This is a genomic window from Acinetobacter sp. YH01007 (assembly GCF_013420425.1).
In the GTDB taxonomy this organism is placed as follows: domain Bacteria; phylum Pseudomonadota; class Gammaproteobacteria; order Pseudomonadales; family Moraxellaceae; genus Acinetobacter; species Acinetobacter towneri.
The window spans coordinates 30,756-57,541 of the sequence record NZ_VOYC01000002.1; the positions used below are offsets into that span (position 1 = coordinate 30,756).

The following is a 26,786-nucleotide window of genomic DNA, read 5'->3' on the forward strand; positions in this document are numbered from 1 at the left end:
ATCTTGCGCGATGCTACGAAAAACAGCGAAAAAATTTGACTTCAATGGCTCAGGACTTAAAATACCGCATTCGAATTCATTAGATTTGCCAAAATTATGTCGAACGATCAATTAGACCAGCACGTTGTCGAGCTGGACAACCTCAACGAGCATCGTGAAATTGTAACGTTCATGCGCCGTTCTTCACCATTGAATACGTCACAACGTAGCGCCTTGGAACAATACGGCGACTTAATTTTGGAATATCCTGTTGGCGATTTACGTCAGCATTTTGAACACCCTGGACGCCCGCTTACAGTAGAAATTGGTTTTGGGATGGGGCGTTCTTTGGTACTGATGGCGCAGGCTAACCCTGAACGTAACTTTGTCGGGATTGAAGTCCATATTCCAGGCATTGCACAGTGCGTTTATGAAGCAGGTACAGCAGGTTTAAGCAACTTACGTGTCTTAGATGCCGATGCGATTCAAGTACTGCGTGAAATGCCAGACAATAGCATTGATACGGTGCAGTTATATTTCCCAGACCCATGGCAGAAAAAACGTCACTTCAAACGCCGTTTTGTTGCTCATGAACGCATGGAATTGGTAGAGCAAAAATTAGTGTTAGGTGGTACGTTCCATGCAGCAACCGACTGGGAACCGTATGCAGAATGGATGCTGGATGTATTGGACAACCGTCCACGTTTAGAAAACTTGGCGGGTAAAGGCAATAGCTACCCTCGCCCTGAATGGCGTCCACAAACCAAGTTTGAACGCCGCGGAATTGAAGCAGGTCATAAGATTAATGATTTTATCTTCAAGAAAATTAACTAATTTCTGCTAGAAAAGAATGCTTCCACTGGGAAGCATTTTTTATGTGAACTCGTTTTATCTCATCAAATGGCTAAGATTGATGCCGCTTTAAAATCTGTTGGCTCATCATCGCATAAACTTTGGCAAGTTCATGTTGCTGCCCTACTGCCAATAAGTCCTGATGCATTTTTAAAATATTGTGATCACCCCGCATAGCAGGCCCTGTTTGCATTTGAAGCGGATCATTTTGGGTTGCTTTATGCGCAGTTTCCAAAATAAGAGGATACAGCAAACTAAAATCTACTTGCTGAGCATCGACCACTTGCTTAGCCATGTCATAACAATAATTACTAAAATTACAGGCAAATACCGCAGCCAAATGCAAACTCAAACGCTGTGCTGAAGTATAGGCATAAACCCTTTTGCTTAGGCTATTTGCCAAAGTCATTAAAAGCTGTTGATCTTCAGCAAATGCAGCTTCTATAAATAAAGGCGTTTCTGACCAATCAATTTCACGCTCTAAACTAAAGGTTTGCAAGGGATAAAATACCCCTGAACGTACATGATGCTGTTGCAATACATCTAATTTAGTACTGCCTGAGGTATGCACAATCAACACATGATTTAAATCACGATGAACTTCCTGAATCACCTGTGCAATGCCCTGATCACTCACTGCAATAATCACTAAATCTAGATCTGAATGAAGTTTTTCTACTTCAGCAATCGCTTCTGCGCCAACCTGCGCAGCCAAATGCTGCGCCTTGTCCAGACTACGGCTATAAATTTGCACAATTTGATGCTGTGCGTTTAAAACATGAGCCAAATGATGTGCAACGCGCCCTGCACCAATCAAACTAATTCGCATAATATTTTCAGATAAAATAAGATGAAATAATCTGCACACAGCATGCCAATAAAAAAAGGACGAAGCAATTCGTCCTGATGTTTTTTGTTTGATATCGAATAGATTTAGAATTGACGCAAAGTTAAAATCTGCTCACTACGTCCAAATGGCCCTTGAGTATCATGCAAAACTGCACTCGTTAAGCCAATACCATCTTCACCATATTGTTGTGTTACTTCCAAGCCTAGCCATTCGCCTTGCGGTAAACGGTGTAAATGCATTTGCAAATCTAAATTTGGAAAACCCCAACCCGCATTCGGGTCTAAACGTGGCACTACGCCATTGGCGGTATCCACCATCCCCAATAAACGCACAAAACTAGATGTGCTTTGATTTTCAACCATATCCAATTGGTTTCTTAACCAAACGATGCCCTTACCTGCACGACGATCTAAATGCGCACGGGTTTCAATGCTTTGAATATAGCCGCCCGGCCAACAACGCATGCCATCCCAATCGGGCAAATATTCAGGGTTTTCTATCGGTAAATCTTCCAATCCTGCAATTGCGCGTGTATCTGAGGTTTTCATTTTCCATGCACGCGCCACAATACAGGTTTTTCCTTCAGCACACATTTCCGCTTCAATCAGCTCAATGGTTTTACCCGGTCGAATCATACGGGTGGTGATACTAAATTCACCAAAGGCAATTAAGCCAAAAATATCTAAACCGACCCGACCAATTCGCATATCATCACGCGGCATAAATTGCTCAAGTTCTGCACACAAAATACCCGTTGCAGGTGCCATGTGTTGTTCATGCGGATTCCACGCGCCTTGTGCATGAATGTTGCAACGATAGTGCGCAGTACAGCCACCATCGGCATGTTGTTCACGTTTGAGTAAAGTGTAATATGCTGACATTTTCTCTCTTTCCCTGATCTAACTTTTCTTGTGCGGATACTTTTACTACAAAGATTACTGACTAAATAATGTTATTGATCAACTATTTCTCTGCAAAAAAACCATAATAACTCATAAGTTGACAATATGTTTTACACTGACGAAAACCCACTTGAGTAAGCAATGCTGCCTGCGCATCTGCCGTAATTAAATGAAAATCATCGGCCAGTCGTGCAAGCATTTTTTCCGCTTGAGTCGTAGTTAAACCACAATCCAAAGCCAAATTCTGCATCCAGCGCAGTTCTATATTTTCAGTCTGCTGCATCAGATCATAGCTTAATAAAATCGCTGTAGGTTTTAATGTTTGGTAAATATCTTGAAAAAATAATGTTTTTTCTGCTACTGGTACAAAATGTGCTACCAGAATAGACAAAGCTGCGTCAAACTGTAAGTTTTCAGCCTGTGCTTGCTGAGCAAATTGATGCGTGTCTGCTTGTATAAAACGGACACGTTCAGGCCCTGCCACAGACTGAATATTTTTTTCGGCCTGTTGCAGCATACTTAAAGATGGGTCGATGGCAGTAAATTGCCACTGCGGATGTTGCTGCAGCAAATACTGCAATTCATAACCTGTGCCACAACCCACTACTAAAAGCTGTGCATTTTCAGGCAAATGACTACTTAAAATCGCATTGAGTTGCTGATGTACCAATTCATATCCAGGAATAAGTTTCCGAATATGACTGTCATAGCCTGCAACCACAGTTGCACTGTGAAAATCTTTTGCCATATCACATGATTCTTCTTTAATTTACTGACATTAAATATCTGAGTCTTTTTCAAGATCTGCTTAAGCCACAGCCATTGCATCTACCGACAATTCCGAAACGGTTGGCTTGGCACGTTCAGGCACTAAGCCTAATTTTTGGAACAATTGTTTGTCTTTGCCTTCGCCTGCGTTTGGTGTGGTCAAAAGCTTTTCACCTGAGAATAACGAGTTCGCACCTGCCATAAATGCCAACGCCTGATCTGAATCAGACAATGATTCACGCCCTGCAGATAAACGAATATAGCTGTTTGGCATGATAATACGTGCAACTGCAATGGTACGAATCCACTCAATCACATCCAGTTTTTCGACTTCAGCCAATGGTGTACCTTCAATCGGAACTAACATATTGATCGGCACAGATTCAGGATGTAACGGTAAAGTCGCTAATTCATGTAATAAACCAATACGGTCTTGGGTATCTTCACCTAAACCGACAATACCACCACTACACACTTTCATACCTGTTTGACGCACAATATCCAAAGTGTTTAAGCGATCATCAAAATAGCGGGTACTAATCACATTAGGATAATACTCACGCGATGTGTCTAGGTTATGGTTGTAATAATCTAAGCCTGCATCTTTTAAGCGTTCTGCCTGCGATTGGTTTAACATCCCTAAAGTCATGCAAGTTTCTAAGCCCAGAGCTTTGACTTCACGCACCATTTCCAGAACATAGGGCATATCGCGTTCATGCGGATTACGCCAAGCAGCGCCCATACAAAAACGTGAAGAACCTGATGCTAAAGCTTCTTTGGCTTCCTGAATGACTTTATCAACTGCAATAGGTTTTCAGCTTCAAGCTGTGAATCATAATGCGCAGACTGCGAGCAATATTTACAGTCTTCAGGGCATTTGCCTGTTTTAATAGACAATAAGGTACTGACTTGTACGGTATTGGCAGCAAAATGTTGGCGATGCACACGCTGTGCTTCAAAGACTAAATCCAGAAAAGGCTGTTCATATAACTGCTGAATTTCTTCTCGAGTCCAATCATTGCGTACGGTCATTATTTTCATCCTTGATTATCACGCATCATGCTTAAACTTGTGCCATCTTTTATTAAGCCGAGCATGCGATATATTTTTAGTGTGATTATTCCTGTATAGAGTATCCCTTTATCTCTGCGTGAGAAATAAAGGGTGTGTGCTGACAAAATTAAAAGGTCGATCTTGCAGCAGTAAATAGCTGAAATAATGCCTTAAGCAATTTCCTTTAAATTTAATTCTTCACGCATAAATTCACGTAATTTAAATTTCTGTGCCTTGCCTGAAGCGGTCATTGGAAATTCACTAAAGAAGCGCACATAACGTGGGACTTTATTGTGTGAAATGTGTTCTGCACAGTATTGGCGAATTACCTCTTCGGTACATTCATGGTGTTCATGCAAAATAATACAGGCACATAGTTCTTCACCATAACGATGATCTGGCACGCCAATTACTTGCACATCGCAGACCGCATCGTGAGTATATAAGAAATCTTCAATTTCTTTCGGGAACAGGTTTTCACCGCCACGAATCACCACATCTTTAATGCGACCTTTGATTTTTACAAAGCCTTCATCATCCATTTCTGCAATGTCGCCTGTGTGCATCCAACGTGCAACATCAATGACTTCTTGGGTTTTGTCATGTTCATCCCAGTAACCCAGCATGACTGAATAACCACGCACACACAATTCTCCTAACTGTCCGCGCGGCACGACTTTGCCTTCTTCATCGACAATTTTTACTTCCAGATGTGGATGTACACGCCCCACCGTACTGACTCGACGTTCCACCGAATCTTCAGTCGAACTTTGTGCGCTCACAGGCGCTGTTTCGGTCATGCCATAACAAATGGTGATTTGCGCCATGTGCATACGGTCGATGACGCGTTGCATAATTTCCTGCGGACACGGACTGCCTGCCATAATGCCTGTGCGCAAGCTAGATAAATTAAATTCATCAAACTGTTCATGCTCTAAAATGGCAATAAACATGGTCGGTACGCCGTAAGCAGCTGTACATTTTTCTTGCTGAATAGCTTTTAAGGTATCGAGCGGGTTAAACACTGCCGATGGATAGACCATGGTTGAACCATGTGTGATACACGCTAAATTGCCCATCACCATACCAAAGCAGTGAAACAGCGGTACGGAAATACAAACACGGTCTTGTGGACTTAAATGAATTGCTTCTCCTACAAAGTAACCATTATTTAAAATGTTGTTGTGGGTCAGCATAGTGCCTTTCGGATTGCCCGTCGTGCCTGAGGTAAATTGAATGTTAATGGTTTCATCGAACTGCAACTCACTGGCAATGTGTTGCAGTTTTTTCAGCATGTGGGTGGTTGGAGCAGTCAATAAATCCTGAAAACGATGCATTCCTGTATGTGCTTGATCATCAATTTTAATCACATGCTTTAAATGCGGTAAACGCTTGGCGTTGAGGACTTTATTGTCTGCCTGACACAGCTCTGGGGCAATTTTCGTTAAGATGTCCTGATAGTTGGTACTTTTAAACTGCGATGCAATTACCAAACCTTTACAGGAAACTTTGTTGAGCACAAATTCCAGTTCATTGCTTTTATAGGCTGGGTTTAAATTCACCAAAATCACCCCTGCCTTAAAGGCTGCGAATTGAGTGATCGTCCATTCCACACAATTCGGAGACCAAATGGCAAGGCGGTCACCTTTTTTAAAACCGAGTTTTAACAAACTACAGGCAAAGGCATTGACCTGTTGCTGTAGTTGCTTATAGGTCAGACGCACATTTTGATGCACGCTTACCAAAGCATCCTGATCTGCATATTGCTGGCAAGCCTGATCAAACTTTTCACCAATGGTCATGCCTAACAAAGGCTGATTACTGGTGCCATAGGCATAACTTAACCGTACTTGTGTCATTGAATCGATCTCCTTGATTCTTTGTAATTCTGTTTTCCATTATGACGACGATTACTTTTTGCCTGTTTTGTGCGTTGTTTTTACTACCCTCCCTGCTGTTTTCGCACTGCATTTACACAAAAGTCGGCAATTTGTTTGACAAAGTAATCTTTATAATTTTGATCAAACATCACATTGCGAGACGGGTTTAAAGGTTCAATCACTACAAAGGTCATGGAGCCAACCACACCTAAAGCAGCAGTGTTCAAATCTTCAAAATCAAACTCACCATTGACTTTTCCTTCAGCCAAAATTTCCTTGATGCTCTGTTTGATCAGTTGTTTACTGCGAAAACGCTCATGTTCCATTTCTGGGTCTACAGGCTCGAACATTAACGAATACGCCAATTGAGGGCTGTTCATCGCACGCTTCACAAAAGTGGTGACAGATTTTTGCAATTTTTGTTTTGCACTTAAATCTGACTTCGCAATGTGGTCCAAAATTTCGACCTCACGACGAATCGCATCCGATAAAACTTCAATCAAAATCTGACTTTTATTTTCAAAGTAGCGATACACCAAACCTGTAGATACGCCTGCGCGTTCTGCAATGGCTTGGATAGACGCTTCTTTAAAGCCCCCATGAGCAATAAGTTCACGAGCAGAATCTAAAATCGCCATGCGATTTTGTTCCATACGTTCCTGCATCAATGATGATCTTTTATAACTCATATCTTATTCTCAACCAGATAAAATGAATTGTAAATCATTTTGTGAATTTTAGTTCACTTTTTTAAATTTTCGATGTATGTTAGAACCTAAGCACAACAACAATGCTTGTTTTAGGAACAACAAATATAACCACAGGATGGATGAACACATGATTTTACAAAGCTTAGACTTCGGCTTAGATGAAACCTTAATCGCCCTGCGCGATTCAATCGCTGCTTTTTGTGCAAAGGAAATTGCACCCATTGCTCAACAGGTTGATCGTGATAACGAATTCCCTGCCCAGCTTTGGAAAAAATTTGGCGATATGGGCTTACTTGGCTTAACCGTGAGTGAAGAATACGGCGGCACTAACTTAGGCTATTTAGCTCACATCATTGCCATGCAAGAAATTTCTCGTGCATCAGCATCCATTGGCTTGTCTTACGGTGCTCATTCTAACCTATGTGTGAACCAAATTAAGCGAAATGGGACAGAAGAACAGAAGCAACGCTATTTGCCAAAACTGATTTCGGGCGATTACGTCGGCGCTTTGGCAATGTCTGAACCAAATGCAGGCTCAGACGTGGTCAGCATGAAACTGAAAGCCGAAGATAAAGGCGATCATTACTTGCTTAACGGCTCAAAAATGTGGATTACCAATGGCGGTGATGCCGATGTTTTGGTGGTGTATGCCAAAACTGACTTACAGGCAGGCGCCAAAGGTATGACTGCTTTCTTAATTGAAAAAACCATGTCAGGTTTTAGCCACGGCAGCCATTTAGACAAACTCGGGATGCGCGGCTCAAATACCTATCCATTGTTCTTTGACAATGTTGAAGTACCAAAAGAAAACGTCTTGGGCGGTGTGGGCAATGGTACAAAAGTACTAATGAGTGGACTGGACTATGAACGTGCAGTTTTAAGTGCAGGGCCGCTAGGCATTATGGATGCCTGCATGGATACCGTGATTCCTTATATTCATGAGCGTAAACAGTTTGGTCAGGCATTGGGTGAATTCCAGCTTATGCAAGGCAAAATTGCCGATATGTATTCGACTTGGTTGGCATGTAAAGCACTGGTCTATGCCGTTGGCGCAGAATGTGACAAAGCTGAACACAGCCGTAGTTTACGTAAAGATGCAGCCAGTGCCATTTTATACGCTGCCGAAAAAGCCACATGGATGGCAGGTGAAACCATTCAAACCTTGGGCGGTAATGGCTATATCAATGAGTTCTCTGCAGGACGTTTATGGCGTGATGCCAAACTCTATGAAATTGGTGCGGGTACTTCAGAAATTCGCCGTATGTTGATTGGCCGTGAATTGTTTAACGAAACTGCCTAAAAATAAATCACAAGAATAGACAAGGATGTTGGCATGAATCAATTACAGAGCAAAATTAATATTCGCAGCGACGAGTTTAAAAACAACCAAGCTGCGATGCAAAGCCTAGTCGATGACCTCAGAGAAAAAGTCCAAAAAATTGCTTTGGGTGGTGGCGAAACTGCACGCCAAAAACATTTAGACCGTGGCAAATTACTGCCACGTGAACGGATTGACCACCTGATCGATCCGGGTACTGCATTTATTGAAATTGGTCAGTTGGCCGCTTATCAGGTCTATCAGGATGATGTCCCTGCTGCGGGTGTAGTGGCGGGTGTCGGTCAAGTGAATGGCGTGACCTGCATGATCATTGCCAACGATGCCACAGTAAAAGGTGGAACGTACTATCCACTGACTGTGAAAAAGCATTTACGCGCACAGGAAATTGCCGAACAGAATCACCTGACTTGTATTTATTTGGTCGATTCTGGCGGTGCATATTTGCCGCTACAAGATGAAGTCTTTCCAGACCGTGATCATTTCGGACGCATTTTCTATAACCAAGCGCGTATGTCGAGCATGGGCATTGCCCAAATTGCCGTTGTGATGGGAAGTTGTACCGCAGGCGGTGCGTATGTCCCTGCCATGTCAGATGAAACCATCATTGTGCGTAATCAGGGGACAATTTTCTTGGGCGGCCCACCGCTGGTTAAAGCCGCAACAGGTGAAGTGGTTAGCAGCGAAGACTTGGGTGGTGGCGATGTACACACTCGCCTTTCAGGTGTAGCCGATCATTTGGCAGAAAATGATGAACATGCCTTGGCAATTGCCCGCAACATCGTTGCCAATTTAAATAAAAAGCCAAACCCGCAGCCTGAGCATATAGAAGCACCATTATTCGATGCCTCTGAACTGTATGGCATTGTTCCGACTGACGCGCGTAAACCGTTTGATGTACGTGAAGTGATTGCCCGTATTGTGGATGGTTCACGTTTTGATGAATTTAAAGCGCGCTTTGGCACCACATTAATTACAGGTTTTGCCAAACTATATGGTATGCCTGTCGGGATTATTGCCAACAACGGTATTTTATTTTCCGAGTCGGCACAAAAAGGCGCACACTTTATTGAACTATGCACCCAACGCAACATTCCCCTGTTATTTATTCAAAATATCACAGGCTTCATGGTTGGACGCCAATATGAAAATGAAGGCATTGCCAAAAATGGTGCCAAACTGGTGATGGCGGTTGCCACAGCCAATGTGCCTAAACTGACTTTGGTGATTGGCGGTTCTTTTGGTGCAGGTAACTACGGGATGTGTGGTCGTGCTTATTCACCACGTTTTATGTGGACATGGCCAAACTCACGTATTTCAGTGATGGGTGGCGAACAAGCATCGAGCGTATTGTCTACCTTAAAGCGTGATCAGATTGAAGCCAAAGGTGGTAGCTGGTCTGCAGAAGAAGAAGATCAGTTCAAACAGCCAATTCGTGAACAATACGAACGTCAGGGTCATCCATATTATGCGTCTGCACGCTTATGGGATGATGGTGTGATTGATCCAGCACAGTCGCGTGAAGTTTTGGCATTAAGTTTAGCCGCTGCCCTCAATGCACCCATCCAACCGACCAAATTTGGCGTGTTCCGCATGTAAGAGGTGACAAAATGGATTATCAGTTTTTACAGCTCGAACAGAACAACCAAGTGGCTACGGTTTGGATTAATCGTGCGGAATTGCATAACGCTTTCAATACAGAGGTGATTGAAGAATTACACGCCTGCTTTCAGGCACTGAATAGCCGTGATGATATTCGAGTGGTGATTTTGGCAGGACGCGGCAAAAGCTTTTCTGCAGGTGCAGATTTGAACTGGATGAAACAGGCAGGTCAAGCTTCTACAGCAGAAAATCAAGCCGATGCCCTGAAACTGGCGAAAATGCTGCAAAGTTTAGCGACGTTAAAGCAACCGACCATTGCCCGTGTACATGGCATTGCCTTTGGTGGAGGTATGGGTTTGGCAGCTGCCTGTGATATTTGCATTGCTAGCACCGATGCCAAGTTTGCAACCTCTGAAGTACGTTTAGGACTAGCCCCTTCGACCATTAGCCCTTATGTCATTCGTGCAATTGGCGCACGTCAGGCATCACGTTACTTTTTAACGGCAGAGCGTATTTCTGCAGAACAGGCACAGCAAATTGGTTTAGCGCATGAAGTCACTTCAGCCGAAGACTTAGACAGCAAAATTGATGAAATTGTGCAAGCCTTATTGCTTGGTGGCCCAGAAGCGCAACATGCTTCTAAACAACTGATTCAGATGGTTAATCATCAAGTTTTGACCGAAGATTTACTCCAACAAACTGCACAGCATATTGCACATGTTCGCCAAGGAACTGAGGCGAAAAATGGCTTAAATGCTTTTTTAAATAAACAAAGCCCGGCTTGGATCAAGACCACGGCAGAATAAAAGAAGGATCGCACGATGTTTGAAAAGATTTTAATTGCCAACCGTGGTGAAATTGCCTGCCGTGTAATTCGTACCGCAAAAAAACTTGGGATTGCGACTGTCGCGGTGTATTCAGATGCCGATGCGCAATCACAACACGTTAAACTGGCAGACGAAGCCATTTATATTGGTGAATCGCCTGCGGCACAAAGTTATTTGCAAGTTGAACGTATTATTCAGGCAGCCAAAAGCACAGGTGCACAAGCGATTCACCCGGGTTATGGTTTCTTATCTGAAAATGACCAATTCGCACTTGCCTGTAAAGACAACAATATTGTTTTTATTGGCCCGCCAGTTGAAGCCATTTTGGCGATGGGTCTAAAAGCAACCTCTAAAGCCTTGATGGAAAAAGCAGGTGTGCCACTAACTCCGGGCTACCACGGCAGCAATCAAGATGCGGCATTTTTAAAGCAACAAGCCGACAGCATTGGTTATCCTGTGCTCATTAAAGCCAGTGCAGGCGGTGGCGGTAAAGGCATGCGTTTAGTAGAACGCAGTGAAGACTTTATCAGCTCGCTCGCTTCATGTAAGAGTGAGGCACGTTCTAGCTTTGGCAACGAAGACGTGTTGATTGAACGCTATGTGATTCAGCCACGTCATATTGAAGTACAGGTTTTTGGCGATACGCACGGCAACTACGTGCATTTGTTTGAACGTGATTGCTCAGTGCAACGTCGTCACCAAAAAGTGCTTGAAGAAGCACCTGCACCAAGAATGCCAGAAGATAAACTCGAAACTATGCGCCAAGCCGCAATTGATGCCGCGCGTGCCGTGAATTACGTGGGCGCAGGTACAGTAGAGTTTATTGTGGAACAAGACGGCACTGCTTATTTCATGGAAATGAATACCCGCCTGCAGGTCGAACACCCCGTCACAGAAATGATTACAGGGCAAGACTTGGTTGAGTGGCAATTGCGAGTTGCTTTTGGTGAGCCATTGCCAAAACAGCAACATGAATTGCAAATTCATGGTCATGCCCTTGAAGCGCGTGTGTATGCCGAAGAACCAGAAAAAGGCTTTATTCCTGCCATTGGTCAAATCAGCTATCTGCATTATCCAGAGCAAAATGATGCCGTACGTGTCGATAGCGGGATTGTCGAAGGTGATGAAATCAGCACCTACTACGACCCAATGATTGCCAAACTGATTGTTTGGGGTAAAAACCGTGAAGCAGCATTAACGCAAATGCACCATGCTTTAGGTCAGTTCCACGTCGATGGTTTAGGCAACAACATTGCATTCTTGGATCGTTTGGTGCTGTGTGATTCCTTTAAACATGCCAATTTGGATACAGGGCTTATTCAACGTGAGGAAGCATTTTTACTTAACGCAAAACCTGAAGTCGCTACAGAAACTGTCGTTGCAGCTGCGTTAATTGATGTACTTTCTCGTATTCAAAACAACAAAGCGGCAAACAACGCGGTTTGGCAAAAAGACCACTTCTGGCGCTTAAATCAGCAAAGCGCCCACACAGTGCAATTACAGTGCAATGACCAAACACTCAAAATCCAGTTAAAACCATGCACTTCTGGTTTTGAGACTCACTACAATGGGCAAACGCTGAGCGTTCAAGGCGAGCTTTTGGATGCACATCGTCTACAGGTTTGTATCAATGGTCAGCAACAAAAAATAGCATTTAACCAACATGCGCAAGGCATCACCCTGTTCCAAAACGGTCAGCGTCATGTGTTTAGCTATGTACAAGCAAACTTTAACAGCGATGATCAACAAGACAATGCCAACAATCTGACTGCACCAATGCCGGGTGTAATCACCCAAGTTTTGGTGGCAGCCAATGCCCGTGTGAAAAAAGATGATGTACTGATGACACTGGAAGCCATGAAAATTGAATATTCAATTCGTGCGCCTTTCGATGGCATTGTGGCAAGTTCGTACTTCCAAGCGGGCGATCAGGTCAAAGCAGGCGATGAACTGGTTGAATTTGAAGCCTTGACGGAGGAAGTTGCATGACTGAATTTGTCAAAATTGTAGAGGTTGGCCCACGAGATGGTCTGCAAAATGAGAAAACGCCACTCACTTTGGCAGACCGTAAAAACCTGATTTTGGATTTAATGCAAACAGGTTTAAGCAGCATTGAGGTCGGTTCTTGCGTATCGGCCAAATGGGTACCGCAAATGGCAGACAGCGATGTGCTGTTTGCCAGCCTGCCACAAAACCCAAACATTCAATTCAGTTTACTGACCCCAAACTCAAAAGGTTTTGAGTCGGCTTTGGCGGTGGGTTGCAAAGAAGTTGCCGTGTTTACCGCCGCTTCTGAAAGCTTTACCCGAAAAAATATCAACTGTTCAATTGAAGAAAGTTTGGAAAAATTTAGCGATGTCATGCGTCAAGCCAAAGCGCACAACATTCGCGTGCGTGGTTATGTATCTTGTATGGTGGACTGTCCTTATGAAGGCGCAATTGACCCGAAACAAGTCGCAAAAGTCACACAGCAATTATTGGACATGGGCTGCTATGAAGTGTCTTTGGGTGAAACCATTGGTACAGCAACCCCTGACCGTGTGCAAAAAGTCTGGGATGCATGTTTGGCAGAGGTCGATGCCAAAGTTTTAGCAGGTCATTTTCACAATACTTACGGCATGGCGATTGCCAATATTTATCAATCGCTCTTACAAGGCATTCGTGTATTTGATTCATCCATTGCTGGTTTGGGTGGCTGTCCGTATGCCAAAGGTGCATCGGGCAATGTGTCTACCGAAGACTTGTACTATTTACTGTCCAAGATGGGTTTTGAAACAGGTGTGCGGTTAGAGCCGCTGATGCAAGCCAGTCGCAACATCAGCAATATCTTACAGCGTGATAATCCATCTCACTATGCCAATGCCTACTGGCAAAAGGTTTGTGCTTAAAACCCATTTCATCCTCAATAGCATTGGAACATAAGCAATAAGGATGGCAACAACACAACATGGCAAGTGAATGCCGTGCAGAGAATAAAGAGGTGACAAATGTCCAATAAAGTATATGACAGCGCACAAGCTGCATTAAATGGCGTGGTTCAAGATGGGCATACCTTGGCGGTGGGTGGTTTTGGTTTATGCGGTATTCCTGAAGCCTTGATTGCTGCGTTAAAAGATACAGGTGTGAAACAGCTGACTTGTATTTCCAACAACGCAGGGGTCGATGGTTTTGGTTTAGGCTTATTGCTTGAAACCAAACAAATTAAAAAAATGATTTCATCTTATGTCGGCGAAAATAAAGAATTTGAACGCCAGTTTTTAAGCGGTGAACTGGAAGTTGAACTTACCCCGCAAGGCACACTGGCAGAAAAATTACGCGCAGGCGGTGCGGGTATTCCTGCATTTTTCACCCCAACAGGTGTAGGCACTGTCATTGCAGAAGGCAAAGAAGTCCGTGAATTTAACGGCAAAGATTATATTTTAGAAGAATCTTTGACTGCAGATGTCGCTTTGGTCAAAGCCTACAAAGCAGATAAAGCGGGTAATCTTATTTTCCGTAAAACAGCACAAAACTTTAATCCTGTTTGTGCTATGGCAGGCAAAATCACCATTGCCGAAGTTGAACAAATCGTTGAAATTGGCGATTTAGACCCCGACGAAATCCACTTAGCTGGTATTTATGTGAACCGCATTGTCCTCAATGCAAGCCCAGAAAAACGGATTGAACAAATGACTTTAAAGGCGGAGGCTTAAGACATGGCTTGGACGCGTAATCAAATGGCGCAGCGCGCTGCACAAGAATTAGAAGATGGTTTTTATGTCAATTTAGGCATTGGCTTACCCACACTGGTCGCCAATTATATTCCTGAACATATCAATGTCTGGTTACAGTCCGAAAATGGCTTGCTTGGCATTGGTGAGTTCCCAACTGCCGAAACTGTAGATGCCGACCTGATCAATGCAGGTAAACAAACTGTGACAGCGCGTAAAGGTGCGGCTTTTTTCTCTAGCGCAGATTCCTTTGCCATGATTCGTGGCGGGCATGTCAATATCGCTATTTTAGGGGCAATGGAAGTTTCTGAACAAGGCGATCTTGCCAACTGGATGATTCCCGGCAAGAAAGTTAAAGGTATGGGCGGTGCAATGGATTTGGTTGCAGGCGTACAAAAAGTTGTAGTGCTGATGGAACATTGTGCCAAAGATGGTACGCCTAAAATTGTATCGCAGTGCAGTTTGCCACTCACAGGTAAAGCGGTGGTGCATCGTATCATTACCGACTTAGGCGTGCTTGATATTACTCCACAAGGCGTAAAGTTGATTGAACTTGCACCCGATGTCAGTTTTGATGAAATTCAAAAAGTCACAGGTGTTGCCTTACAAAAAGTCGCAGCTTGATGAATTTATCTCGAGTGAATAACCCTCTCCTTTGCAAGTTTTGATGCACTGCTTTAAAACTTAATACAAGGGAGAGGGTTTGTTTTGACTTTCATACTTTCCCACTCAACTTATTCAATCTACTCAACAAATCACTAATTTATAAAACTATTCCTCAAACCAAAGAGCATTCAAAAATTACTTTCAATTTCGATATTTGCACGATACTTCGGCACTGATCTGCAATAAAAAAAGCCTTCACTTTGCAAAGTGAAGGCTCAATACAAGTTTAATCTTACAAGAAAATAAACCTGTTTAAGATTGAGGCGTCTTTTGCTCTACCACGCCTGCATCTTCCACACTACGCACTGTGCCTGTATCTACATTCAAGACTTCAAACTCAATCCGGCGGTTTTTAAACTGACCCTCTGGGGTTGCATTTGCTGTAATCGGCTGCTCTGAACCAAAACCAATGGCTTGCAATTGACCCGGATTTACACCACGTGATACTAAATAATCGACCACTGCTTGCGCACGTTGTTGTGACAAAGTTTTGTTGGCATTGGCATCACCTACGGCATCGGTATGCCCTTTCACGGTTAATTGCACTTGTGGCGCGCGCTGCATCAATACCGCAGCCTGATCTAAAATAGACTTATTGGCTGCTGGAATTTCAGTCGATGCAGAATCAAAATTAATGATTTGCATATTGAGTGCCGTCGCAATATCCAAAGCTTGAATATTGTCAGGATTAATTGCAGCCAAAGCCTGCTCGGCATTGCTAATACTGCTGGTTACAGCCTGATTAACATCGGTTACTGTAGTTTCTGCAGGTTGCTGAGTCACTACAGTCATGTTTTTAGCCAATGGACGAATTTGACTGGCTAAACGCTCTGCATCGGCAGGGTTCGCGGCTTGAATAGACAGTTGATTACCCACCCAGTTTAAATTGACATTCGGTACACCTTTCAGCATTTTTAAAACGCTTGGAATCACGTCCTGATCAATAAATTCCGAATGATAGTTGGCAAAATTTTCTGCACCACAACCTGTTGGATGATTGAAAATTTGCTTCACTTCATTCTGCAGAATTTCCATATAGCTTGGATTATTCAGCAAAATTTGACAGGTCACCAAATTACCATCACTGCCTGTACTGACTTGCAACATTGCAGCCTGATTTGCTGCCACTTGGGTCTGTGTGGTTGCAGGCGCTTGGTTGCGGTCACTACATGCACGGAATAAAAATGCCAATAAACCAATTAAAATAATTAAAGCTAAAATTGGCAATAACCACGAACGGCGTTCTTCTACTGGCTCAGTCACAATGACTTCAGGTGCTTGATGTACGGTTTGGCCCGCAGCATTATTTACCCCCAAAGCAGCCAATAATGCTGTTGCCCACTGCGGTAAAGCCGCCTGAATTGAATCTAAATTGTTTTGCAGTAAATGCTGAATTGCAACTGGGTCAGATGAACCTGCCTGATTTTCCAAAAAGTTTAAACTTGGTGCAATTGAACGATTCAGGGTGTTTTCAATTTCGGTTTGCGGTGCTGTGCCGCTGACCAAATCTAAAAACTGCTGTTTTAAAGATAGATTTGAACCAAATACATCGCCCACACGTGGATTCAGTTGTCGCAGCAGATTGTCAATCAGTTCAGGTCGTGAATTTAAAATAGACAATAAAATGGGATAAAAACTATTTAATGCCTGATTTTTTTCAAGCAAATGCTGGGTTTCCCCTTCCAATACAATGGATGACACACTTTGTTTGAGCAAGTCTATAAAATCTGTTTGCATATATATGCCCTCTTTTTTGTCTTTGTTTTCAAGTTGTTTTTTAGTGTATATGCTTAAAATTTAAACAAATGTAATAAATTGTGGTGTTTTGATTTTGTTGTGAAATTTGAGTCAACGGAATGTAGAGTCTCTTCTTCGATTTTCTATTTGGGGATTGTTAAAATTCAATAAAAAAGCCAGCCGAAGCTGACTCTTATTTAAACTTGAAAATAAAATATCAATCAGAGCATATTAAGCAGTAAAGACGCGTACTGCTTTGCCTTTTACAACTTGATTAATCAAAGGCGTATTTTTGCCTTGTGACACAATCGTTTCTTTGTTCAGTGTCCATTCCACTTCTGGATCAACCAAGACCCAACCCGCTTCCTGTTCCCAACGACTTTGCATTTTTGCCACACGCGCAGGTGCAAGTGTCACTTTTTCTACCCATTCCAATGGACTGAACAGACCTTCCTGAATCAGTTGAATCCCAAATGGAATATAAGTATCAAATGCAGTAAAACCTGACAAAGTATCTGCAAATGGTGCCATTTTTGCAGAGCTATTTAACGGCTCATGATGAGTACAAATCGCATCAATCACACCATCTTTTACACCTTGACGCAGTAATGCTTTGTCTTGCTCTGAGCGCAGTGGCGGACGTACATGCGCTAACGAGTTAAAACCATCAATAATTTGATCGGTTAAATGCAGTTGATGCATCGCAACATCACAAGTGACAGGTAAACCTTTGGCTTTAGCTTGTTGAATCAATTCAACTGATGCACCACAAGACAATAAGCCAAAATGCGCACGTACACCTGTGGCTTCAATCATCAGCAAATATTTGGCAATCGCTACGGTTTCTGCCAAAGTTGGAATCATAGGCAAGCCCTGACGCGATGCAATAAAACCTTCATGCACACAGCCATCTTTAGCAATTTGCGGTTCTTCGGCATAGAACACCACGGTCATGTCCAAACCTGCAGCATATTCCAGTGTGCGAATCACGACATCATCATCTTCAAAAGGTGCATTGGCATTGGACACTGCACTACAGCCGCCTTTTTTCAGTCCCGCCATATTGGCAGGCTGCTTGCCGTTTAAACCTTGAGTTTGTGCACCAATCACTTCTAAATAAATGCCACCATCCAACATGGCTTTTTCGACCAAACCATGAATGAGTGCACCGTTGTCTTGCACGATTGGTTTAGAATCGGGTGGCGTAAATAAGTGCAGAATTCCGTTTTCACGTGCGGCCTTGCCTTCAGATTTGAGCGTGCCATGTTGTTGCTGACCAGGTTCACGTAAACGTGCGCATAAATCGACCATAGTTGGCATGAGCCATTGACCTTGGGCATCTATGCTTTCGCTAATATCTGCACTTTCTGCAACCAACTTGCCATTTTCAAGATATACCGTTTGTACGCGGTCAATTTGCTGGATTGGGTCAAGCACACGTACATTTTCAATTTTTACAATCGCCATGACTTTTTCCTTATACCGCAATCGCGTCAATCAAACCTTGTTCTTGCAATTGACCTTGCATCGCCAAGGCCAATACCGCCATACGTACCGCAATACCGTTGGTTACTTGATTTAAAATCACCGATTGAGGCCCATCGGCAATGCTTGAATCAATTTCGACACCACGGTTCATTGGACCAGGATGCATCACAATACAGTTTGGTTTTGCAAGCGCCAAACGCTCTTTGTTTAAACCGTACATTTTGTAGAATTCGGCTTGTGAGGCAAGTGCTGGCGAATCAATACGTTCATTTTGAATACGCAGGGTGATAATCACGTCGCAATCTTTAATGCCTTCTTCCATTTTGTTAAATAAACGCACGCCTGCGCCATATTCATCAAAACCGTAGGGCAACAAGGTGTTCGGTGCAATCACGCGAATGTCTTTACAGCCCAGTGTTTGCAAGGCAGCCACATCGGAACGCGCCACGCGTGAATGTTTGATATCACCAATAATCGCAACACTTAATTCTTCATAAGGTCGTTGGGTTTCACGGCGAATGGTCAGCACATCCAACATCGCTTGCGTTGGATGTGCATGACGGCCATCACCCGCATTAATAATGGCAACCTTTGGGCAAACCGTTTTAGCAATAAAATGTGCTGCACCTGAAGATGAATGACGCACCACAAAAATGTCAGCAGCCATCGCCTCTAAGTTCCACAAAGTGTCACGCAAAGTTTCACCTTTAGAGGTACTTGAACGGGCAATATCAATATTGAGTACATTGGCAGAAAGACGCTTGGCTGCGGCTTCAAATGTGGTGCGGGTACGAGTAGAGTTTTCGAAGAACAAATTCATCACCGTGCGCCCTTCGAGCAAATTATTGGTGATCAGTTGGTTTTGTTCATTGAAAAAGGACTGTGCTGTGTCCAGAATTTGGGTGAGGGTTTCTTTGGAAAGACCTTCGATGGTTAAAAAGTGTTTTAAATGCCCATCTTTATTCAATTGAATCTGGCTCGGAGTATGCAATGCCGCCAAATGCATGAGAGATTCCTTATACGTTAAGTTAACGCATTATACAGAAATTGATTTGGCAAAGCAGTGTAACTTGGCATGATTTAGTCAAAAGAAACTTATGATTTTAAAAATTAAGTCATGCAGACTCATCTACACTTTCTTTCATGCTTAATACTCTACAAAGCGATGTGAAAGGATGGCATTTATATTTAACTGCTCTGCTAGCCAATCATCTTGATATGAGCTTGATGAACATCTGGTGGGTCAATCTTCGTCTACAACTGCCTACGCAACCTTCAGGCTATGTAGGCATAGTCTGTACAATTCACCGTTTAACGCAATGCCCCTATATAATGATGGGACACCTGCGCCCGATAAATTTCTTCAGCTGTAGGTTCAGTCAAGTCATCTATATTTTCTATATTTTCTACTGCATCTAATTGCTGCGCTTCAGTCTGTGGCGACGTTATTTCTGCATCAGCATCCATTAAGTTAGCCAATATACTGTTTAAGCGCAGCGCATAACGGCACAATTCCTCATCGTGTGTAGCGAGCGCCAATTGCAGCACAGCACGTGCATAGTCTGAATTTTCAACCAGATACATGACATCAATCACACGTCCACTGACCCGTCTTAATCGCGTATAAATTAAAGTGGCAACTGAAAAAATCTCGTTATTTGCTGTTAAAGCCTGTGCCGTGTTTAAAGTAGCCGTGGTCATTTAAATATTCCCCTTATCGCTTCATTGTTGTTTTGCAGTGTTTGATGCTCATCTGCAAAATGTTCACCATCACAACAATGTATGAGCAAAATACATACCAATCATGTGAATATTCAGGTTTTTATTTTTCCGCAATACAATCACTCAAAATTTTTTAGAGATGTCATTACATCCTCATTGCCTTTTTAGAAAAAAACAGTAAAAATGCCCTGAAGCTCTTCAAACCTAGACCTTTAAAATTCTGCGCGATTCACGCTAAATCACTAAGTTTTCCAACACAAAATACGTTAAAATAGCCGATTGCTGAATTGCTTTTGGAAATTTTCATGAATTCGAAACCCCGTCTTTCTACATATTGGGTCACCTGTGCAGATGGACTTGAAACCTTATTGCAAGAAGAAATGCAAGGTTTAGGTATTCAAAATATCGAACGTTTACCGGGTCGTTTAATTTTCAAAGGCACACTCGAAAATGCCTATCGTGTCTGCATGTGGTCACGTTTAGCCTCACGTGTCCTTACACCAATTCACACACACGAAATTGAATTTAGTCACGACGCGCGCGATGTAGCCGAAGAGCTTTATGAAGGTGCGCTGAGCTTTGACTGGTCACTGATTTTTGCACCACAAAGTACTTTTGCAGTGCGTTTGCATATAGAGCGTGACATTAAAGTGAACAGCCAATTTGCGACCTTGCGCGTTAAAGATGGTGTGGTCGATTCATTTATGGATGCAGTGGGCAAACGTCCAAGCATTGACATCAAACAGCCTGAAATTACCTTATACGTGTTGGCAGGTAAAAAAGAACATACATACTGCCTAGATTTATCTGGCGATTCACTGCATAAACGCGGCTATCGTCGTTTTATGACCGATGCCCCAATTAAAGAAAACCTTGCCGCAGCGATTCTGCAAAAAGGTCAATTACAACAAATTCAACCCGACATTATTTTAGACCCAATGTGTGGTTCGGGTACGTTTATTATTGAAGCATTGATGATGCTGACTGACCGTGCACCGGGTTTGGTACGTCGTTTCGGTTTTAACGGTTGGCAAGGTCACGACCATGAATTATGGATGAGCATTAAAGCAGAAGCGGCTGAACGCCATCAAACTGCATTACAACAACCATTGCCAAAATTTTATGCTTTCGATGCCGACTGGGAAGCAGTCAAAGCCACCAAGCAAAATATTATTGCAGCAGGTTTTGAAAGTCTGCTCGATCAGATTCAAATTGAAGAACGTACTTTGGCTGACTGGCCCGACTTTCAAGCCGAAGGTAAAAAGGCCTTTATTGTAACCAACCCACCTTATGGTGAGCGTTTGGGCGATAAAGCCTCGAACCGTGCCTTATATTTGGGTCTGTCTGCCCTCTTGCAAAAGCATTTCCCAAATCAAAAAGCAGCCGTCATTGCAGCCCAAGTTGAACAAGCCGATGTGTTGGCTTTCAATGACCCGCAAATTTTACGTTTGATGAACGGTAAACTGCCAATTTATGTCCGTTTTGGTACGATCAAACCTGCAACATTCGCACGCCCATTCTTAGCAGATTGGCAACCGCAACAGTTTGAACCCATTGAAGGCGCAGAAGATTTCACCAACCGTTTGCAAAAAAACATGCAGAGCCTGAAAAAATGGGCGGTGAAAGAAAATGTGCATTGCCTGCGTTTATACGATGCAGACTTACCTGACTTTAATGTCGCAGTCGATTTATACGGCGACCGTTTGCACGTGCAGGAATATGCGCCGCCGAAAAAAATTGATCCTGAAAAAGCCAAAAAGCGTTTTAACCTTGCCTTACAAGCCATTCGCGCTGTCACAGGTTTAGGGCGCGATGCGGTATTTATTAAAACCCGTGCCCGTCAGGAAGGTAAAAACCAGTACACCAAACAAAGTACCGCCTCGAAGCGTTTTATTGTGCAAGAAGGTCAGGCTAAAATTTTGGTTAACCTCACCGACTACCTAGATACAGGCTTGTTCCTTGACCATCGTCAAATGCGTTTACGTATTGCCAAAGAAGCACGTGGCAAGCACTTCCTGAATTTATACAGTTATACCTCAACTGCAAGTTTACATGCCGCGCTTGGCGGTGCAGCAAGTACCACCAGCGTCGATTTATCCAATACTTATTTGAATTGGTCTAAAGAAAACTTTGTATTGAATGGTTTAACGGTAGACCATGCCGATGAACAACATCAATTCTTTGCCAGTGATTGTTTTGAATGGCTCAAAGAAGGTCATGAACAATATGATCTGATCTTTATTGACCCACCAACTTTCTCAAACTCTAAAAAGTTCTACGGAACATTTGACGTACAACGCGACCACGTTTCTTTAATTAAGCGTGCCATGAACCGCTTAACCACAGGCGGAACGCTGTACTTCTCCAACAACTACCGTGGTTTTGAAATGGATGAAGAAATTGAAGCCATGTTTGATGTGCAGGAAATTAGCCATGAAACCATTGGGCAAGATTTCAAACGCAACACCAAAATCCACCGTGCTTGGAAAATTCAGCACCCGCCTGTTTAAATAAACGATATGGCAATACAACAAAGCCTGTTCATTTGAACAGGCTTTGTTTTATCGTAGATCAGTATCTAGATTATTGACCAGTTAAAAACTTCTTTTCACCATATTGATAATGCATCGACAGTTTAAATTCATCACCATCACGTTGAATTTGCTGATTGCTTTGCATCGCACTGAGTATCTGTTCCAACTCTTGATCAGACATGCTTTTACCTGCAGCATTCATATAATTATTCATAATGGTTTTGACCACTTGCTTGTTAAAACTCACATCGGTTTGCATTTCCAATAAACTTGGGAACATTTTCGCTAAGCCTTCTACAGTGGTTTGATGCCCTGGCATCACTTTACCAACCAAATCTGCCCGAATACTGCCTGTGCCTAATTTCAACTGATTCTTCTTGGATTCGAACTGAAAGCCCTCATTAATCACAGCCAACAAGGCTTGTTGAACTTCTTTCTCAAAGTTTTCCGCTTCTAGGCATGAGTTGTTTTGTTTTTGCACAATATCAAGAAACGTCTGCATTTTACTGCGCTGCAAGTTTTTAACATCCCAATTCACTTGCAGGTCTTGCATGGCAGGCACATTATTTAAACCTAACTCGGCAATTTTAAATTTCGATTGAATATCTACCGTGCGCTCATGCAGTTGAGTATCCATACGCCAACTGAAGTCTTTCATTTTGCCTGAACCCACTGCTTTTGGGTCTTGACGCTGCATTTCTGCAATACTGAATTGGAAATAGCCTGGCTCTAAAGACTGCACATTCAAAGCCTGATTGGTTTTAAACTGCATGCCTTTTACTTGAAGATGTCCAGATTGATCCAGCACCGTCAATTGAGGCACATCAAAACTCATATTTACAATTTTCTGCTGCCCCTGACTTTGTTTCGCCTGAAACTCAATCTGCATAGGAGAAAATTTAGCTTCAAGTCCTGCTTCTTTTTTCTCTATAGCAGGTATGCTCAATTTCGTGGTCGATACACCCAACCAATTCACTTGCGTTGTCACATTTAGAGGCTGCTGAAAGAACTCGGAAAATTGTCCCTGCCCTTGTTCCAGATTCATTTTAGAATCAATTTGGTAACCTTTCCATGTCCGCTGAATTTGATCTTGTCCGTGAAACACCAGTTTTTCTTTAGCATTACATGGGTCTGCAATAATGGTCATTTTCCATTTGGCAGTACCTGTTAAAGTCCCCATGTCGTAGTCCGTATATTGGACGCTCACATTGGGTATAGGATTTAAATTTTGTTGATAATGCTCACGCAGGCTCTTATCTGCATATAAATTTCCTGCAGTGACAGCTCCTGCCAACACTGCAACCCCCATTCCACCCCATACTATTTTTGACATAGATTCTGCTCAGAATTTATCTATTCTTATTGAACAATAAATTATAATTAATCTTCTTTAAAAAAGATAATTGTTTTGCAAATAAATCACTTAAATATAATATTCATCACAAAATATTAAAAATAGCTGTCATTTTTTACCAAAAATTTTACTTATGTGACCTAAATTGTCAGTCATAAAAAACCCAGCCGAAGCTGGGTTTCTTAAAAGTTGCTTACACATAGCCAATTAGCTGAGTTTCATTTTTTCAAACAGCAAATGACCATTTTCAGCTTTAATTAAAATCGTATCACCCGCAACAAAGTCACCTGCGAGGATTTTTTGCGCCAATGTGTTTTCCACTTGTTGCTGAATTGCACGTTTCAATGGACGCGCACCGTAGACTGGGTCAAAACCTGCTTCAATCAATTGATCAAATGCAGTATCGTCTATCGACAAGCTCAAGTCGCGTTCGCTTAAACGCGCACGTAAACGATCCAATTGAATATCGGCAATGCCACGAATTTGTGCTTTTTCCAGTGAATGGAACACCACCAACTCATCAATACGGTTAATAAACTCAGGGCGGAAATGTTGTGAAACTGCGGCCATGACCACGGTACGCACTTCTTCACGTGTTGGATTGTCACCCAATTCACGTACTTCGTGTGAACCCAAGTTAGAAGTCATCACAATTACAGTGTTCTTAAAGTCCACCACGCGACCTTGCGAGTCGGTTAGGCGTCCATCATCCAACACCTGCAACAAGATGTTAAATACGTCTGGATGGGCTTTTTCCACCTCATCAAACAGCACCACACTGTACGGTTTACGACGTACTGCTTCGGTTAATACACCACCTTCTTCATAACCGACATAGCCTGGAGGCGCACCGACCAAACGGCTGACCGAGTGTTTTTCCATAAATTCAGACATATCAATCCGAATCATGGCGTCATCGCTGTCAAACAAGAAGTTCGCTAACGCTTTGGTCAATTCTGTTTTACCTACCCCTGTTGGGCCAAGGAACAGGAACGAACCACTTGGACGGTTAGGATCAGACAAACCTGCGCGTGAACGACGTACCGCATTCGACACCGCCACCACAGCTTCATCTTGCCCCACCACACGGTTATGCAAGAAATCTTCCATGTGTAGCAATTTTTCACGTTCACCCTGCAGCATTTTCGATACAGGAATGCCCGTTGCAGCACTCACGACTTCAGCAATTTCATTGTCCGTAACTTTGTTACGCAATAATTTTGGTTCTTCTTTCTCTTCAACCAACTCATCTTGTGCCAGTTGTTTTTCCAACTCAGGAATCACACCGTATTGTAAACGTGACATTTCCGCCAAGTCATTTTCACGCTGCGCTTTTTGCAATGCCATACGTGCCTGATCAAGCTGAGTCTGAATTTGCTTAGTGCCTTCAACCAAGGTTTTTTCCGCTTTCCAAACTTCTTCCAAATCATTGTATTCATTTTGAACTTCAATAATTTGTTTTTCCAGATGTGCAACTTCAGCACGGCTGCCTGCATCTTCATCTTTCTTCACGGCTTCAAGTTGCAGTTTTAATTGAATTAAACGGCGCTCTAATTTATCTAAGGCTTCAGGCTTAGAATCTAGCTCCATTTTAATCCGTGACGCTGCCTCATCCACCAAATCAATTGCCTTGTCGGGAAGTTGACGGTCAGTGATATAACGGTGCGACATTTTAGCGGCGGCAATAATCGCCGAATCTAAAATTTTAACCCCGTGGTGCACTTCGTAGCGTTCTTTCAGACCTCGTAAAATTGCAATGGTGTCTTCTACACTTGGCTCATCGACCAATACTTTTTGGAAACGACGCTCTAAAGCCGCATCTTTTTCAATATATTGACGATACTCATCTAAAGTAGTGGCACCGACGCAGCGCAATTCGCCACGCGCCAATGCAGGTTTCAACATATTGCCTGCATCCATGGCACCATCGCCTTTACCTGCACCCACAAGTGTGTGTAATTCATCAATAAATAAGATGACTTCACCTTCTTGTTTCGCCAAGTCTTTTAAGACCGCTTTTAGGCGTTCTTCAAACTCACCGCGATATTTCGCACCTGCCAACAATGAGCCCAAATCTAAAGATAAAACACGTTTACCTTTTAAGCTTTCTGGCACTTCACCATTCACAATACGCTGAGCCAAACCTTCAACAATCGCAGTTTTACCCACACCAGGTTCACCAATGAGTACTGGGTTGTTTTTGGTACGGCGTGACAACACCTGAACGGTACGGCGAATTTCATCATCACGACCAATTACAGGGTCTAGCTTGCCCGCCAACGCACGTTCGGTTAAATCGATGGTATATTTATTGAGTGAGTCACGTTGATCTTCGTGATTATTGCTCATGACTTTTTCATCCCCTCTAATTTTGTCAATCACGCTACGCAAACTATCTGAGGTCACGCCTACACTGTTCAGTAGTGTTTTGGTCGCGCCCACTTCGGTCAAACCCAGCATCAACCAATCGGTTGACAAGAACTCATCACCTGCTTTTTGGGCAAAACTGTCAGCCAAATTCAAGGCTTTAACCGCATCTGGACTTAAGTTGATATCGCCTGTTGGATTGGCCAAAGTCGGTGCATCAGCAATCGCTTGCTGTAATTTGCTTTGCAAATCACGTAGGTTTGCGCCTGCTTGTTGTAATAAACTGACATTGGAAGCTTCTTCGAGCAAAGTCGCCAATAAGTGAATGCCTTCAATGGCAGTATGATCTTTCCCTATCGCGAGAGATTGGGCATCGGATAAAGCTTGCTGTAGGCGGTTGGTAAACTTTTCAAAACGCATTCTTGTTATTCCTCACAACAAATTGTGTA

20 protein-coding genes and 1 pseudogene are annotated in these 26,786 nt (G+C 42.9%); 9 read left to right on the forward strand and 12 right to left on the reverse strand.

Going from position 1 to position 26,786, the window contains the following annotated elements:
- The first annotated feature begins 96 nt into the window (after positions 1-96).
- Positions 97-813, forward strand: a complete 717-nt coding sequence (gene trmB / locus FTT74_RS00515; RefSeq protein WP_167845932.1) for a tRNA (guanosine(46)-N7)-methyltransferase TrmB — start codon at positions 97-99, stop codon at positions 811-813.
- A 70-nt stretch (positions 814-883) separates the two neighbouring features.
- Here the strand turns inward: trmB and FTT74_RS00520 are convergent, their stop codons facing one another.
- The 6 genes and pseudogenes from FTT74_RS00520 to FTT74_RS00545 all read right to left on the reverse strand — a co-directional run bounded on the left by FTT74_RS00520 (position 884) and on the right by FTT74_RS00545 (position 6,973).
- Positions 884-1,660, reverse strand: a complete 777-nt coding sequence (locus FTT74_RS00520) for a Rossmann-like and DUF2520 domain-containing protein (protein ID WP_179988420.1) — start codon at positions 1,658-1,660, stop codon at positions 884-886.
- A 104-nt stretch (positions 1,661-1,764) separates the two neighbouring features.
- Complete coding sequence (locus FTT74_RS00525; protein WP_104851802.1) at positions 1,765-2,562, reverse strand: thioesterase family protein; 798 nt, start codon at positions 2,560-2,562, stop codon at positions 1,765-1,767.
- Positions 2,563-2,644: 82 nt separating this feature from the next.
- A complete protein-coding gene (locus FTT74_RS00530; protein WP_179988419.1) occupies positions 2,645-3,331 on the reverse strand; it encodes a class I SAM-dependent methyltransferase in 687 nt (228 codons plus the stop codon).
- Positions 3,332-3,391: 60 nt separating this feature from the next.
- Positions 3,392-4,383: pseudogene (bioB, locus tag FTT74_RS00535) on the reverse strand (biotin synthase BioB).
- 191 nt (positions 4,384-4,574) lie between these two features.
- A complete protein-coding gene (locus tag FTT74_RS00540) occupies positions 4,575-6,263 on the reverse strand; it encodes an AMP-binding protein (RefSeq protein WP_179988418.1) in 1,689 nt (562 codons plus the stop codon).
- An 83-nt stretch (positions 6,264-6,346) separates the two neighbouring features.
- Positions 6,347-6,973 carry a TetR/AcrR family transcriptional regulator gene (locus tag FTT74_RS00545; protein ID WP_004971526.1) on the reverse strand — a complete coding sequence of 209 codons (627 nt, stop codon included), beginning with the start codon at positions 6,971-6,973 and terminating at the stop codon, positions 6,347-6,349.
- A gap of 148 nt (positions 6,974-7,121) precedes the next feature.
- Here FTT74_RS00545 and FTT74_RS00550 point away from each other — a divergent pair, with 148 nt between their 5' ends.
- The 7 genes from FTT74_RS00550 (at position 7,122) to FTT74_RS00580 (ending at position 15,093) form a co-directional block, all read left to right on the forward strand.
- Positions 7,122-8,294 carry an isovaleryl-CoA dehydrogenase gene (locus FTT74_RS00550; RefSeq protein WP_004971528.1) on the forward strand — a complete coding sequence of 391 codons (1,173 nt, stop codon included), beginning with the start codon at positions 7,122-7,124 and terminating at the stop codon, positions 8,292-8,294.
- A 33-nt stretch (positions 8,295-8,327) separates the two neighbouring features.
- Positions 8,328-9,929 carry a carboxyl transferase domain-containing protein gene (locus FTT74_RS00555; RefSeq protein ID WP_131261348.1) on the forward strand — a complete coding sequence of 534 codons (1,602 nt, stop codon included), beginning with the start codon at positions 8,328-8,330 and terminating at the stop codon, positions 9,927-9,929.
- Between the two features lie 11 nt (positions 9,930-9,940).
- The gene (locus FTT74_RS00560; protein WP_179988417.1) at positions 9,941-10,738 is read left to right on the forward strand and encodes an enoyl-CoA hydratase/isomerase family protein; all 798 of its coding nucleotides are present in this window, start codon (positions 9,941-9,943) and stop codon (positions 10,736-10,738) included.
- A 15-nt stretch (positions 10,739-10,753) separates the two neighbouring features.
- On the forward strand, positions 10,754-12,748 hold the full coding sequence (locus tag FTT74_RS00565) for an acetyl/propionyl/methylcrotonyl-CoA carboxylase subunit alpha (protein ID WP_179988416.1): 1,995 nt from the start codon (positions 10,754-10,756) through the stop codon (positions 12,746-12,748).
- Complete coding sequence (locus FTT74_RS00570) at positions 12,745-13,647, forward strand: hydroxymethylglutaryl-CoA lyase (protein WP_096901054.1); 903 nt, start codon at positions 12,745-12,747, stop codon at positions 13,645-13,647. The genes FTT74_RS00565 and FTT74_RS00570 overlap by 4 nt, the downstream gene beginning before the upstream one ends.
- A gap of 99 nt (positions 13,648-13,746) precedes the next feature.
- Positions 13,747-14,451 carry a CoA transferase subunit A gene (locus tag FTT74_RS00575; RefSeq protein WP_004971542.1) on the forward strand — a complete coding sequence of 235 codons (705 nt, stop codon included), beginning with the start codon at positions 13,747-13,749 and terminating at the stop codon, positions 14,449-14,451.
- A 3-nt stretch (positions 14,452-14,454) separates the two neighbouring features.
- Positions 14,455-15,093, forward strand: a complete 639-nt coding sequence (locus FTT74_RS00580; RefSeq protein WP_004971544.1) for a CoA transferase subunit B — start codon at positions 14,455-14,457, stop codon at positions 15,091-15,093.
- Between the two features lie 294 nt (positions 15,094-15,387).
- Here the strand turns inward: FTT74_RS00580 and FTT74_RS00585 are convergent, their stop codons facing one another.
- From FTT74_RS00585 to FTT74_RS00600, 4 genes are all read right to left on the reverse strand, one after another.
- Positions 15,388-16,872, reverse strand: a complete 1,485-nt coding sequence (locus tag FTT74_RS00585) for an OmpA family protein (protein WP_179988415.1) — start codon at positions 16,870-16,872, stop codon at positions 15,388-15,390.
- A gap of 231 nt (positions 16,873-17,103) precedes the next feature.
- Complete coding sequence (locus FTT74_RS00590) at positions 17,104-18,339, reverse strand: dihydroorotase (protein WP_004971548.1); 1,236 nt, start codon at positions 18,337-18,339, stop codon at positions 17,104-17,106.
- A gap of 10 nt (positions 18,340-18,349) precedes the next feature.
- Positions 18,350-19,366 carry an aspartate carbamoyltransferase catalytic subunit gene (locus FTT74_RS00595; protein ID WP_179988414.1) on the reverse strand — a complete coding sequence of 339 codons (1,017 nt, stop codon included), beginning with the start codon at positions 19,364-19,366 and terminating at the stop codon, positions 18,350-18,352.
- Positions 19,367-19,671: 305 nt separating this feature from the next.
- Complete coding sequence (locus tag FTT74_RS00600; RefSeq protein WP_104851793.1) at positions 19,672-20,061, reverse strand: hypothetical protein; 390 nt, start codon at positions 20,059-20,061, stop codon at positions 19,672-19,674.
- A 326-nt stretch (positions 20,062-20,387) separates the two neighbouring features.
- Here FTT74_RS00600 and rlmKL point away from each other — a divergent pair, with 326 nt between their 5' ends.
- The gene (gene rlmKL / locus FTT74_RS00605; RefSeq protein WP_004971555.1) at positions 20,388-22,592 is read left to right on the forward strand and encodes a bifunctional 23S rRNA (guanine(2069)-N(7))-methyltransferase RlmK/23S rRNA (guanine(2445)-N(2))-methyltransferase RlmL; all 2,205 of its coding nucleotides are present in this window, start codon (positions 20,388-20,390) and stop codon (positions 22,590-22,592) included.
- Between the two features lie 73 nt (positions 22,593-22,665).
- Here the strand turns inward: rlmKL and FTT74_RS00610 are convergent, their stop codons facing one another.
- Together FTT74_RS00610 and clpB are read right to left on the reverse strand one after the other, a co-directional pair.
- Complete coding sequence (locus tag FTT74_RS00610; protein ID WP_179988413.1) at positions 22,666-23,949, reverse strand: DUF945 family protein; 1,284 nt, start codon at positions 23,947-23,949, stop codon at positions 22,666-22,668.
- Positions 23,950-24,177: 228 nt separating this feature from the next.
- Positions 24,178-26,757 (reverse strand): ATP-dependent chaperone ClpB, encoded by a 2,580-nt coding sequence (gene clpB / locus FTT74_RS00615; RefSeq protein ID WP_004971561.1) that lies wholly within the window; start codon positions 26,755-26,757, stop codon positions 24,178-24,180.
- Positions 26,758-26,786 lie beyond the last annotated feature (29 nt).